The following is a 13022-nucleotide window of genomic DNA, read 5'->3' on the forward strand; positions in this document are numbered from 1 at the left end:
TTTTAAGGACCGGACGTGGAATACTTTTTCCAGAACGTGCTCAACGCCCTGCAATGGGGAAGCTTCTACGCCCTGATCGCCCTGGGCTACACCCTGGTCTACGGGGTGTTGTCGCTGATCAACTTCGCCCACGGCGATATCTTCATGGTCGGGGCCTACGTGGCCTATTTCGCGGCCACCATGTTTCTGGGCGAGGTGGGCCTTGGCCCCGGCGTCACCCTGGCCCTGATCGTGCCGCTGACGATGCTGGCCACCGCCTGCGTGGGCGTGGCCCTGGAGCGCATCGCCTACCGCCCCCTGCGGCGCAAGGGCGCCCACCGGCTCTACGTGGTCATCACCGCCCTGATGTGCGGCCTGATCCTGGAAAACGGCAATCTGGCCCTGCTGGGGGCCAGCCGCAAATCCTTCCCGGAGCTGGTCCCCACCACCGTATACGCCTTTGCCGGCCTTTCGGTGACCAACCTCAAGCTGGCCGTCATCGCCACCGCGGTGGCGGCCTTCGCGGTTTTGCACTTCATCGTCACCAAGACCAAGATCGGTCTGGCCATGCGCGGCATCGCCTGGGATAGCTTCGCCATTCCCCTGATGGGCGTGCCGCCGGATCGCATCATCGTCTTTACCTTCATCCTGGGCTCCGGCATGGCCGGCTTGGCCGGGGTGATGTTCGCCATGGCCTACCCGGTGCTCGAGCCCTACATGGGCGCGCTGATCGGCTGGAAGGCCTTCATCGCCGCGGTCATCGGCGGCATCGGCGACATTCGCGGCGCGTTTTTGGGCGGCTTTTTGCTGGCCTTCCTCGAGATCGGCGTGGCGGCGGTGTTTCCCTCGACCATGCGCGATCTGATCGCCTTCAGCGTGCTGTTGGTCTTCATGTGGCAGCGGCCCACTGGCGTCTTCGGCGTGGCCAGAAACCAGAAAATCTAGTGGACCAGACGGACGAACAACGGCCGATGCAAAAGTACTCCCTCAACATGGCCATGGCCGCCGCGCTGGTTGGCGTCGTCGCCCTGGCCCAGGTCGGGGCCATCGACCTCTACGTGCAGTCGGTGCTGATGTTCATGGCCATCAACGTGATCATGGCCAGCAGCCTGAACCTGGTCAACGGCTTCATGGGCGAGTTTTCCTGCGGCCACGGCGGGTTCATGTGCGTGGGGGCCTATGTGGGCTCGGTGCTGTCGATGATGCTGTTCACCGACAGCCATCTCTACGGCGCGGCGCTTTTGCCGCCGCAGTGGGCCGTGGCCCTGTTCCCGCTGGTGCTGCTGGGCGGGGGCGCGGCGGCGGCCCTGGCCGGGGTGATCGTGGCCGTGCCCTCGTTCAAGACCCGCGGCGACTACCTGGCCATCATCACCCTGGCCGTCAATTACATCGTCATCTCGGCGGTGCACAACCTAGACATCGTCGGCGGGCCCCGGGGCCTGACCGGCATGCGTCCGACGATCATGGCCATGGGCCAGGTCGTCGACCTGCCGTGGATGATGATCTGGGTGCTCGTGGGCGCGACGGGCTGCCTGTTCATCATCCGGCGCTACGTCAACTCGACCTATGGCAAGGGCGTCATCGCCATCAGCCAGGACGAGATCGCCGCCGAGATCATGAGCGTCAACACCAACCGTCTCAAGCTGATCACCTTCATGGTCTCCTCGGGCCTGGCCGGCGTGGCCGGGGCCCTCTACGCCCACGTGGTGGGCTATCTGAACCCCGGGGCCTTTGACATCCTCAAGTCCACCGAGGCCATGGTCATGGTTTATCTGGGCGGGATGGGCTCGCTTTCCGGCTCGGTGATCGCGGCGGTGCTGTTCACGCTGCTGTTGGAGGTGTTGCGGCCGTTGCAGATCTACAAGTGGGTCATCGTGCCGTTGATCCTGATCTTGCTGATGCAGTTCCGGCCCGAGGGGCTCATGGGCGACAAGGAGCTTTCGGATATTTTCCCGCGTTTGCGCAAATATTTCACCTTCAAGTAGCCGGCGGAGGCCGCGAGCACATGCCGCTTTTGTCCATAACAGGCTTGAGCAAAAACTTTGGCGGGCTGACCGCCCTGTCCGGCCTCGACATGAGCCTGGAAGACGGCGAGATGGTCGGCCTGATCGGGCCCAACGGCGCGGGCAAGACCACCGTCTTCAACTTGGTTTCGGGCTTCTACCAGCCATCGGCCGGGCGGATCGTCCTTGACGGCCGGCCGACCAGCGGCCTGCGGCCCCACCAGATCGCGGCCCTGGGCGTGGCCCGCACCTTTCAAAACATCCGCCTGTGGTACGAGATGAGCGTGCTGGACAACATCCGCGTGGCCCAGCACTATCGCATGGGCTATGGCCTGCTGGACGTTTTCCGTCGCACGGCCCGGTACCGTCGTTCGGAAAGGCGCATCGACGCCATCGCCCACGAGCTTTTGGAGGCCATGGATCTGAGCCAATACGCCCACGAACGGCCCAAAAACCTGCCCTACGGCCTGCAACGCCTGGTGGAGATCGCCCGGGCCATGTCCATGCGGCCCAGGCTGCTGCTCCTTGACGAACCGGCCGCCGGCCTCAGTTCGGCCGACGTGGATCACCTCATCGACCTGGTGCGGCGCATCCACGACGAGTTTCACGTGACCATCTGGATGATCGAGCACCAGATGAAAGTGGTCATGAGCCTGTGCTCGCGGATCAAGGTCATCGACCTGGGCTCGTCCATCGCCGAGGGCTCGCCCGAACGGATTCAGTGCGACCCGGCCGTGATCAAGGCCTATCTGGGAGACGAAACGCTTTGAGCAGGCTGCTGGAAGTCACGGGCCTGCGCGCCCGCTACGGCAAGATAGACGCCCTGCACGGGGTGGATTTTCACGTGGAGCGCGGCGAGATCGTCACCCTCATCGGGGCCAACGGCGCGGGCAAGACCACCACGCTCATGGCCATCAGCCGGGCCAGGCCGCCCGATGGGCCCAGGGTCAAGGCCGGCGATATCCGCCATCAGGGCCAAAGCATCCTGGGTCTTGCGCCCGAAAAGGTCGTCTCTGAGCTGAACATGGCCCTGACCCCCACCGGCCGGCGCATCTTCGGCAACCTCACCGTGGGCGAAAACCTCAGCCTGGCCACCTACGCCCGCCGCGACGACAAGGCCGGGATCAAGCGCGACTACCAACGGGTCTACGACCTGTTCCCGCGCTTGGCCGAACGTCGCCGCCAGCGCAGCGAGTCGCTCTCGGGCGGCGAGCAACAGATGCTGGCCGTGGGTCGGGCGCTGATGTCGCGCTGTTCGTTTCTGCTGCTCGACGAGCCCAGCATGGGCCTGGCCCCGCTTTTGGTCCAAGACATGTTCCGCGCCCTCCAGGCGCTCAACCGCGAGGGCATGACCATCCTGCTGGTGGAGCAAAACGCCAAGCTGGCCCTCAAGTTCGCCCATCGTGGCTACGTGCTCTCCACCGGCGAGATCGTCGCCAGCGGCCCTTGCGCTCAGCTCATGGACGACCCGGAGGTGAAAAAGGCCTATCTGGGCGGCTGAAAGGAGGCGGCGGATGCAAGCCAAGGCTGGCGCGCCCGGCGTGCTTCAAGAAATGCGGCGCGTTCCAATAAAAAAATTGTTTTGCGACGTGCGCTGGATCAGCGATCGATCTTCAGATAAATCATGTCGACAAGCTGGGCTCCGTTTTCAAATATCGGATGGTCGTAGTTGTCGACAAAGAAATTTTTGACGCGGTGGGATTGGTTGAATCCGCACTTTTCATAAAAGCGCAAAACGCCGGGGCTGTCGCCTGTCCCGACAAGCAAAGTTTGGCAAGCGGCAAGGCGGGATAGCAAAAAATCCACCAACGCCTTGCCAAGGCCTTGCCGCTGGCAATCAGGCCTGACCGCGATATTCTTCAGCTCGTAGACGCCAGCGGATTCCTTTGTGACCACGCACTGGGCCTTGACGCCGTCGTCATCGAGCACGAACATCTCGCCACGCTCAAGGTATTTGTCGATCATGTCTTCCTGCTCGTCCCCCAACAGCAGCAGGTCGAGATATCTTTTCTTGCCTGTGGTGACCTTGATGATTTCCATGGACGCGGCGCTTTCTGGCTTCGGCGGTGATCATGGATTTTCGGAGGGCGCGCATGAAGCGAAACGGGCAAAAGCAAGCCGCGGATTGGCCGCTTGCTTTTGCCGATGCGCTAAGGTGAATGGAGCGGGAGACGGGATTCGAACCCGCGACCCTCAGCTTGGAAGGCTGACGCTCTAGCCGAACTGAGCTACTCCCGCAGATAACGCCGGCGATTATATCACGGCTTTTTCGCGCCGGCAAACGGCGGCCCGCGTTGACAGCCGGGCCGCCATGCAGTAGGTTACATAGGGTTTGCGCCAGGATGGCCAAACACCAAGGGAGGAGATTCCATGCCTGGGGTAGTGGTGGTAGGCACCCAATGGGGTGACGAAGGCAAGGGCAAGGTCGTCGACCTGCTGACCCAGCGGGTGGACGCGGTGGTCCGTTTCCAAGGCGGCAACAACGCCGGTCACACGGTGGTGGTGGGCCAGGACAAGTTCATCCTGCACCTGATCCCCTCGGGCGTGCTGCACGAAAACAAAAGCTGCTTCGTGGGCAACGGCGTTGTCGTCGACCCCGAGGTCTTCATCGCCGAGATCGACCGCCTGGAGCAGCGCGGCGTCGATGTCAGCCCGCGCAAGCTGCGCCTCTCCGAGCGCGCCCACCTTATCATGCCCTATCACAAGGCCCTGGACGTGGCCCGCGAAAAGGCCAAGGGCAAAAGCGCCATCGGCACCACGGGCCGGGGCATCGGCCCCTGCTACGAGGACAAGGCCGCCCGGGTGGGCGTGCGCGTGGTCGACCTGCTGGAGCCCGAGATTCTGACCGAAAAGGTCCGCGCGGCCACGACCGAAAAGAACTTCTGGCTGAAAGAATACTTCGGCGCGCCGACCCTGGACGCCGAGGCCATCATCGCCGACTATCTGCGCTACGCCGAGCGCCTGCGGCCCTTTGTCACCGATGTCTCGGTGGAGTTGGACCACATGCTAGAAAGCGGCGGCCTGGTGCTGTTCGAGGGGGCCCAGGGCGTGCACCTCGATATCGACCATGGCACGTACCCCTACGTCACCTCGTCCAACCCCGTGGCCGGCGCGGCCAGCCCCGGCGCGGGCGTGGGGCCCAAGCGCCTTTCGGGCGTGCTGGGCATTGTCAAGGCCTACACCACCCGCGTGGGCAGTGGGCCGTTCATCGCCGAGCTGGAAGACGAAAACGGCCGCTGGATGCAGGAAAAGGGCGCGGAGTTCGGCTCGACCACCGGTCGTCCCCGGCGTTGCGGCTGGCTGGACACGGTGGTTGTGCGGCAATCGGTGCGCCTGGCCGGGGTGAGCTGCCTGTGCGTGACCAAGCTCGACGTTCTGACGGGCCTGAAGACGCTGCGCATCTGCACGGCCTACAAGCTCGACGACGGCTCGATCGTCGAGCGCATTCCGGCCTCGCTGGGCGTGCTGGCCCGCTGCACGCCGATCTACGAAGACCTGCCCGGCTGGGAAGAAGACATCAGCCAGGCCCGCTCGCTGGAGGATCTGCCCGACAACTGCCAGCGTTATTTGCAGCGTCTGGCCGAGTTGGTCGGCGCGCCACTGGCCCTGGTCTCGGTGGGCCCCGAGCGCGACGCCACCATCGTCGTGCGCGATCCCCTGGCCGTCAAGGAGGCCTGAGCGGCGCGGGCGACACTTCAAAGCGCATCGCGGGGAGCGGGCCGGTTCGGGTCCGCTCCCCGTGTTTTTGCCGTGGGGCCGGGCGCGTTCAGTCTGGGCCCTGGCCGGGGTTAGAAGTCGGCGAAATCGGCCTCGTCATCCAGGGGGATGACCTTGGCCGGGTCTTTCTTGGCGATGACCCCCGGGCCGGTGGTCGGCTTGGCGGCGGCGCGCTGTTGGCCGGCCTTGTAGGGCAGGGCCTTCATCGTCGCGCCGGGCTTGGCCGGGGCTGACGCGGCCAGCCGCGCAGCGGGGCGGCGGGCGACGCTGGCGCCGCCGGAGTCGCCGTCGAGGAGCTGCAGCATCTCGGAGACGAAGCCGCGCATCTGTTCGGACTGGGCGTTCAACTCCTCGGCCGCGGCCGCGCTTTCCTCGGCGTTGGCCGCGCTCTGCTGGACGACCTTGTCGATCTCGACCATGGCCGCGTTGACTTGGTCGATGCCCTGGGCCTGCTCGCGGGATGAGCCGGCGATCTCGGCGATGATCTGGGCCACGCCGGTGAAGTCTTGGTTGGTGGCCCCGACCAACTCCGCGCCGTCCTTGATGCGGCGGACAATGTCGTCGATGAGGCCGGTGGTGTTTTTGGCCGCCTCGGCGGCGCGCATGGCCAGGTTGCGCACCTCCTCGGCCACCACGGCAAATCCCGCCCCGGCCTCGCCGGCCCGGGCGGCCTCCACGGCGGCGTTGAGGGCCAGCAGGTTGGTCTGGAAGGCGACCTCGTCGATGGTCTTGACGATTTTGGCCGTTTCCTCGCTGGCGCGGTTCATCTCACTCATGGAGTCGATCAGCGACGACATGGAGACGTTGGCCTTTTGGGCCAGGCCGTCGGCCTGCGAGGCGCTGTCGGCGTTCTTGCGGGTCATGGAGGCCATTTCCTCCATGGAGGCCGAGGTCTCCTCCACGCTGGCCGACTGCTCGGCCGCGCCCGAGGCCAGGGACTGGCTGGCCGTGGAGACCTGGCCCGAGGCGCTGGTGACCTGATCGGCGCCCTCGCTGAGGCCGGCGACGATGCGTCGGAAGACCGTGGCGGTCTCGTCCAGTTCGGCGGTGCTGAAGCTCTTGAGGCCCTTGAAAATCTTGGTCAGCGAGTTTGTCACCGAACGCGCCACCATCACGCCAAGGATCAGGCTGAGGATGACGCCCAGCAGGCTCACCGTGATCATCAACGTGCTCTGTCGCTGGTAATCCTGGTCGGCGGCCTCCTTGTCGGCCTGCATTTCCGCCTCGTTGCCTTCGACGATCTCGGTCAGGACCGACCGGGATTGGTCCGCCAGCTTGTAGCCTTCGCCGGCCGAGAGGGCAAAGGCCCGGTTGTTGCCGTTTTCGCGGGCGGTGGCGATGACCTGGGCGTTGGTGGCCATGAACTTGCCCCAGGCGTCCTTGAAGGCGTTCAGACTGGCCTGGGCGCTGGGGTCGGCGTCGCGCGCCAGGATGCCGACGTCCTCACCCGCCTGCTTGGCGCGCTCGTCGATCTGGCGGGCGCAGGTGTCCATGGCCTCCACGGTGGTGGCCAGGATGAGGTTTTTCTCGGTTCGGTGGATGTCGAGCATGCGCCGCATGAGCCTGCCGGTGGTCACGGCCATCTCGACCGCCGCGCCAAGCTGGGCCACCTCGGTCAGATCCTGGCTCTGGCTGAGCAGGTTCATTTTTTGGGCGTAATGGGCCAAAATGGCCTCGGCGGCCTTTTCGGCGGCGGCGAAGGCCTGTTGGCCCTGGTCGGCGGAGAGGTCGCGCGCCCTGTAATTGGAGTTGAGGCGGGCCAGTTCGCGCACCTGCTTGTTGGTGGCCATGTATTGCTCGAAGGCCTTGTCGAACTGCTCCAGCTTGGCCCTGCCCCGCTCGCCGGAGAGCTTGAGCAGTGTTTCCCGACGTGTTTGGAGCGTTTTTACGTTTTCGGCGGTGGATCGATCATAGGCGTCCATGGCCTCGTCGGTCTCGGCGAGGATGGCGTTTTTCTCGTCGCGCTGGATGGCCAGCAGGTTCTGGCCCATGCGCGCGGCCAACTTGACCCGCTCGGCCGAGACGTTTACCAGCCTTTCCAGACGCTGGTCGATGTCGCTCATGCCGTTCATGCCGATGATGGCGATGACGATCGCCGTGGCCGCGGCCAGGGCCAGCAGCGCGCCCAGCTTGGTTTTTAAGCCGATTCGCTTCATGATCGTTCGTCCTCGTTGGGTGTTGTCGATATCGGGCTCTCTTTTTTGCCTCTGGGGCGCGCGTGGGGCGGCAAAACCGCGCCCGGCCCGGCCGGCCGCGCTGGGGCGAGCTCGGCCGGCTGGCGTTGGCGGCCCGTGACGGGCTTGCCGGCCAGGCGCGCCGGGGTCGCGCGCCCGACGACATCGCCATTGGATGGTCTGGTCCGCATGTTGGCCTGATTAGGGCGTGGAGGCGGAAGGCGTGACAAATCAGGCGCTCATCCCCCCCTCCACGCCACCCCTGTGTCGGAGCTTCGTTGGTTGGTGCGTGATCAGTCCTGGGTCATGGCTTCCTCCGCTTCGAGATGCGACGGCCGGCAGGTGGCGCGCCTGGCGTTTTCGGTGGAGCGGGCATGATGGCGCGCGCCGCCGCCGGGCTAGGGCGGTGATTGCTCGTGCCGTGGGGCGCTGGGCAGCACCACGCGCACGGTGGTCCCGTGGCCCGGCGCGCTGCCAAGCTCCACGCCGCCGCCCAGGCTCTCGGCGATGCCGCGCACCAGGAAAAGGCCCAGGCCCGCGCCGCCGCCGGAGCCGCCGCGTGTGGTGAAATAGGGTTCGAAGGCTCGTTGGCGGGTCTGTTCGTCCATGCCGGGGCCGTCGTCGGCCACGGTGAGGACCAAGCTGGGCGGGCAGGGGTGATCGCCGCTGGCCGAACTGGCCTCGGCGCTCAGGCCGACGCTGATCTGGCCGCCGCTTTCGCCCAGGGCCTGGGCGGCGTTGCCCACCAGGTTCATGACGATCTGGTGCAGATCCACGGCCTCGGCGCGCAGCGGCCCGGCGGCGCGGTCCAATTGGGCGCGCAGGCGCACCGAAGCCGGCAGGCTAGTCGCCAAAAGGGCCATTGCCTCGCCGATGACCGGGGCCGGCCAAATGAGGTTGTCGCCGCCCTCGCGCCGTCGGGCGAAAAGCACGATGCGTTCGGTGAGTTCGCGCCCCCTGTGGCCGGCTTTTATCAGAGACTCGATGCGCGCGCGGGTATTGGCCGCCAGGGTTGGATCGGTCAACGCCAACTCGGCGTAGGCCAACAGGCCGGTGAGGATGTTGCGAAAATCGTGGGCCACGCCGCCGGCCAGCGTGCCCAATAACTCCAGGCGGCGTTTGTGCTCCAAATCGGTGCGGGGCCCCGCCGCGTGGCTGGCCGGGGGGTCGTCGGCGCGGCCGTGCTCGGTGAGGTCGTGCAAGATGCCGCACATGCCGTAGACCCGGCCCTGGGCGTCGCGCAGGGCGAACTTTTCGCCCGCGAAAAAACGCGGGCCGCTGGGCGTGGGAAGCCATTCCCCGACGAACACGGCCCGGCCACTGCGGATGACGCCCAGGTCTTCGTCGTGACGCCGCCTGGCCGTGATGGGATCGAACAGATCCTCGTCGCCGCGGCCGATGATTTCTTCGACCACGCGGCCCACGGCCCATCCGTGCGTGCGGTTGGACAGGGTGAAACGCCCCTGGTGATTTTTGGCGAAGACGATGGCCGGGGAGTTGTCGACAATATCGAGCAGCAAGCGATGATCTTGATTCGGCGCGCTCATGTGTCGTTTGGCCTTTGATTGTGTAAGATAAATTCGTTTGTTCTTTTTGTAATCTTCTTTGTTTGATCAGTGATTGCGTATAGTTATGTTTAGCTCTGGTTTTTTCGAACCCTGGAGGGTGATCTCCGTTTCCAGGAATGCGTCGCTGGTGCTACACTCAAAATTTATTTTTGTGCTGGTTAGCGTGGAAAAAGTCGCGGGCCATGGTGGTCGCGCGACCCCGTGGCGCTGGCCATGGCCTGAGGGCGGCCAACCCAAGGCGCGGCCCGCGCGGCTGATCGCGCCGGTCATGACCTGGCGTATGTTTTGCTTTGCGAGCCTCTCCGGCGGTATATTTTTTACCCAGGCGTCGACCGAGGCTTTTGCCGACTTCCCTGAGCGGTCGGCGTTGCCCGCTGGGCGACCGGGCTTACGCCGCATGGCAGGCGCGGCAAGGTTGACGGCCGGGCCGCCGGCGGCCACAATTTATACACATTCACCCACGGCGCGCGGGGTTCGCATTGCCGACGGCCAGATAAATAAAGTTGCACAACTGGCCGAAACATTGATAACTATCGGTAGCGATCGCATTACGCAACACGCCAGTCCGACATGCGCGTGGCAATGTCGCTCATCGACTTACGAGCGGACAACCCCTTCTTGACCGCCCGCGCCCCGGACGAGCGTGGCCCGCGCCCACGTAGGCGAAGCCGGCCACGGTCGGTGATGGCCGAGGCATGCCCTTTGCCTCGGGCAAGGCGCATGGCTGTGCCTTCTGCCCGCCGATGAATGTTGTGCTGCTCGTACTATAAAAAGGCTGGCAAACAGCGTCAAGCCAAAATTATTAATAGAATGGTAAAAGGTGCCCCCCAAAAAAACCTTTATTCCCGCCGGCTTGGGCGAAAGGTTTAAGAGCTTCAGAGCCGATCTGGGGCTTAATCAGTCCAACATGGCCAGTTTGTTGGGTATTTCGCAGAGTATGCTTTCGCTTGTCGAGCGGGGTGAAGCGCCCATGCCTTTTGAGGCTGTTTGCGCGCTGTTGGGCAGGTTTCCAGCGCTGGATTTGCGCGACCTTCTGCTTGGCGATGTTACCAATCTTATGGTTGATTCGCGGGATTCCTCGGCGCGCGCCTCGGCGGCCACGGCCGGCCTGATCGGCGACGACTATCTGGCCGTGCCGCTGGTCGGCGACAGGCTGGCGGTCGGCGATGACTGTTTTTCATGGGCAAAGGCGCGGCGTTTGCTTTTGATCCATCGCCGCGACCTGGGCGCTCGCCAGCGTTTCGTGGCCATCCGCGTGGCCGACGAGGCCATGCGCCCGACCATTCCCGCCGGCGCCATCGTCATCGTCGACCTCGACGAACGCGACCCCCGCCGCCGCCAGCGCCATGTCTGGGCCATCCGCGCCGACGCCGATGGCCTGTTGGCCGTGCGGCGCTTGCAGGCCCTCAAGAACCGCCCCGGTTTCATGATCGTCAGCGACGACTTCGATAACCACCCGCCGCAAATCGCCTGGACCAGCGACGCGCGCGAGTTGATCCTCGGCAGGGTGATCCGCTTGTGGCGCAGCCTGGATTAGCGTCGATTTCCGTTCATTCCGACCATTTCGACGCCTTTTTCGCTTGACTGGCGTGCTTGGCCCAAGGCATTAGTATTTTTCATTCGCGCCGTGGATCATGGCGAAGGCGGCGATTCGACAGGCGAAAGACGGATTGCCTCCGCGCTAACCGATCAAATGGGCCCAGCCCGCATCCCGTCACCAAAAAACATGGACGAGGGATAAACGTCGTGACTTGGTTTGGCTAATCAAACGAGAGTTGGCAATCAATCTTTGCGGAGAGAAAAACATGTTCAAAGTCATCAAGGCGGTTGCATCGATATTGGCGCTGTGGATCATGACGGTCGCGCCGGCCCTGGCCGATTCGCCCGTGGCCGTGACGGCCAAGGTGGGCACGCTGGGCTTGCAGGCCGACGTGACGGCCAATTTCAACGAGTTCATCAAGGGCCGCCTGTCGCTGGGCGCGTTGCCCTTCAACCACGACATCAGCGTCGATAGCGTCAATTACGATTTCGACATCAAGCTCTACACCGCCGGCCTGCTTTTGGACGTGCATCCCTTTGCCAACAGCTTCCGCCTCAGCGGCGGCGTGATCATCAACAGCCACGATTTTTCGGGCAGCGCCAGCCCCAGCGCCGACAAGACATACAACATCGGCGGCACGACCTACACCGGCGCGCAACTGGGCCGCATGGACGCCGACGCCTCGTTCAACAAACTGGCCCCCTACGCCGGCCTGGGCTTCAGCAACGCCTTCACCGACGACGGCCACTTCGGCTTCGCCTTCGACCTGGGCGTGATGTGGTGGGGCTCGCCCGACATCTCCCTTTCGGCCACCCACCAGAACCTGGTGCCGGGCCTGTCCGATTCTCTGCGCAAGGAAGAGGGCAAGATCGAAGACGACCTCAACAACTTCAAGTTCTATCCCGTGGCCTCGGTGGGCCTGAGCTATAGTTTCTAGGCCCCCAAAAAGCCTGCCCGCGCGCCGGCCCGGTCGGGCGCGGGCAGGCAGGCTTCGCCGTCATGTCAGCTGCGGGCGATGTCCAGCTCCATCTGGCCCATGGGCGTGTGGATGGTGCGCGAATGCACCCAACCGAACCCGCCGCGCAGCATGGCCCGGGCTATTTCTCCCTGATCGAAATACATGTCGAAACCGCTGCGCAAGGCGTTGCCCAGGGCGCCCAACAGCATTGCCGGCCCGGTGCGCTCGTCGGTCAACCCGTCCTGGAAACTGACGAAATAGCCGCCCGGCTTGAGAGCCGCCCGGATCTTGGCCATCAGCGCGTCCAGGTCGTGGCGGGCGAAATTGAGCGTGGCGCTGGCCCAGACAAGGTCGTAGGGCCCGCCGATGTCGTCGCTCAGGTAATCGCCGGCCGCCACGCTGACCCGGTGGCCCATGCCGTAGGCGGCGATGAACTCCTTGGCCGCCACCAGCACCGGCGCGCGGTCAAAGACCACCGCCTTCATGGCCGGATGCCGGCTGGCGAAATAGATGGCGAACAGGCCATGGCCGCCGCCCAGGTCGAGCATGCGCTGGAAGTTGGCGAAGCCCTCCAGCCCGGCCACCAGTTCGGCCATTTGTTGGCCCACCTGGCCCAAGACCCAGCCGGCCCCGTCCCGCGCGCCCTGGGCCCACAGCTCGGGCGCGGCGAAATCGTCGGCCTGGCCGGCCGGCGACGGTCCCTGGCGCACCTGCGTGGCCAAGTCGTCCAGGGCGTCGATGCTCATGGTCTGGATCATGCCAAAAAGCGGCCCCAGGAAAAGCTCCGAGGCGCTGGTCAGATATTCCTGGGTGGCCGGCAGGTTGCGATAGCGGCCCTGGCGTTTTTCCAGCAGGCCCAGGCAAGTCAGGCCGTCGAGGAACAGGCGCGTGTTTTCGGGGTGGGCCCCGATGGCCGTGGCCGCCTCGGCGGCGCTACGATAATCGCCCAGGGCGTCGAACACCCGCAGCTCCAGCCCGGCGCGCAGCAGCTTGGCCCCCACCGCGCCGTTCAGCAGATCGTGCAGGCCTTTCCACGAGTTTGTCGCTTGGGGCGGCGTTTTCATGCAACTCTCCGGTTTTGGA

11 protein-coding genes, 1 tRNA gene and 1 pseudogene are annotated in these 13022 nt (G+C 64.7%); 8 read left to right on the forward strand and 5 right to left on the reverse strand.

The annotated features are described in order from the left end of the window. The first annotated feature begins 15 nt into the window (after positions 1-15). Genes DEBA_RS06505 through DEBA_RS06520 form a run of 4 tightly spaced genes read left to right on the forward strand, consistent with a single transcriptional unit; the run spans position 16 to position 3483 of the window. On the forward strand, positions 16-924 hold the full coding sequence (locus DEBA_RS06505; RefSeq protein WP_013258125.1) for a branched-chain amino acid ABC transporter permease: 909 nt from the start codon (positions 16-18) through the stop codon (positions 922-924). A 26-nt stretch (positions 925-950) separates the two neighbouring features. Then, positions 951-1964, forward strand: coding sequence for a branched-chain amino acid ABC transporter permease (locus DEBA_RS06510; RefSeq protein WP_043815333.1), 1014 nt, complete (start codon positions 951-953; stop codon positions 1962-1964). Between the two features lie 20 nt (positions 1965-1984). Then, positions 1985-2752, forward strand: a complete 768-nt coding sequence (locus DEBA_RS06515) for an ABC transporter ATP-binding protein (protein ID WP_013258127.1) — start codon at positions 1985-1987, stop codon at positions 2750-2752. Continuing rightward, complete coding sequence (locus DEBA_RS06520) at positions 2749-3483, forward strand: ABC transporter ATP-binding protein (protein ID WP_013258128.1); 735 nt, start codon at positions 2749-2751, stop codon at positions 3481-3483. The genes DEBA_RS06515 and DEBA_RS06520 overlap by 4 nt, the downstream gene beginning before the upstream one ends. 98 nt (positions 3484-3581) lie before the next feature. Here DEBA_RS06520 and DEBA_RS06525 read toward each other — a convergent pair whose 3' ends face one another. Further along, complete coding sequence (locus DEBA_RS06525) at positions 3582-4022, reverse strand: GNAT family N-acetyltransferase (RefSeq protein WP_013258129.1); 441 nt, start codon at positions 4020-4022, stop codon at positions 3582-3584. Positions 4023-4142: 120 nt separating this feature from the next. After that, a tRNA-Gly gene (locus DEBA_RS06530) sits at positions 4143-4220 on the reverse strand. Between the two features lie 132 nt (positions 4221-4352). Between DEBA_RS06530 and DEBA_RS06535 the strand changes: the two genes are divergently transcribed. Then, positions 4353-5660 (forward strand): adenylosuccinate synthase, encoded by a 1308-nt coding sequence (locus DEBA_RS06535; RefSeq protein WP_013258130.1) that lies wholly within the window; start codon positions 4353-4355, stop codon positions 5658-5660. A gap of 110 nt (positions 5661-5770) precedes the next feature. Here the strand turns inward: DEBA_RS06535 and DEBA_RS16910 are convergent, their stop codons facing one another. Continuing rightward, the gene (locus DEBA_RS16910) at positions 5771-7855 is read right to left on the reverse strand and encodes a methyl-accepting chemotaxis protein (RefSeq protein ID WP_013258131.1); all 2085 of its coding nucleotides are present in this window, start codon (positions 7853-7855) and stop codon (positions 5771-5773) included. 416 nt (positions 7856-8271) lie between these two features. After that, the gene (locus DEBA_RS16915) at positions 8272-9420 is read right to left on the reverse strand and encodes a two-component system sensor histidine kinase NtrB (protein ID WP_013258132.1); all 1149 of its coding nucleotides are present in this window, start codon (positions 9418-9420) and stop codon (positions 8272-8274) included. A gap of 841 nt (positions 9421-10261) precedes the next feature. Here DEBA_RS16915 and DEBA_RS19030 point away from each other — a divergent pair. The 3 genes and pseudogenes from DEBA_RS19030 to DEBA_RS06555 form a co-directional block, all read left to right on the forward strand. Then, a pseudogene (locus tag DEBA_RS19030) lies at positions 10262-10429 on the forward strand (helix-turn-helix domain-containing protein); the annotation flags it as partial. A gap of 69 nt (positions 10430-10498) precedes the next feature. Further along, positions 10499-10978, forward strand: a complete 480-nt coding sequence (locus DEBA_RS06550; protein WP_148227805.1) for a S24 family peptidase — start codon at positions 10499-10501, stop codon at positions 10976-10978. 268 nt (positions 10979-11246) lie between these two features. Then, on the forward strand, positions 11247-11918 hold the full coding sequence (locus tag DEBA_RS06555; RefSeq protein WP_013258134.1) for a hypothetical protein: 672 nt from the start codon (positions 11247-11249) through the stop codon (positions 11916-11918). Positions 11919-11983: 65 nt separating this feature from the next. Here DEBA_RS06555 and DEBA_RS06560 read toward each other — a convergent pair whose 3' ends face one another. Further along, positions 11984-13003, reverse strand: coding sequence for a class I SAM-dependent methyltransferase (locus tag DEBA_RS06560; protein ID WP_013258135.1), 1020 nt, complete (start codon positions 13001-13003; stop codon positions 11984-11986). Positions 13004-13022 lie beyond the last annotated feature (19 nt).

The organism is Desulfarculus baarsii DSM 2075 (assembly GCF_000143965.1).
In the GTDB taxonomy this organism is placed as follows: Bacteria; Desulfobacterota; Desulfarculia; order Desulfarculales; family Desulfarculaceae; genus Desulfarculus; species Desulfarculus baarsii.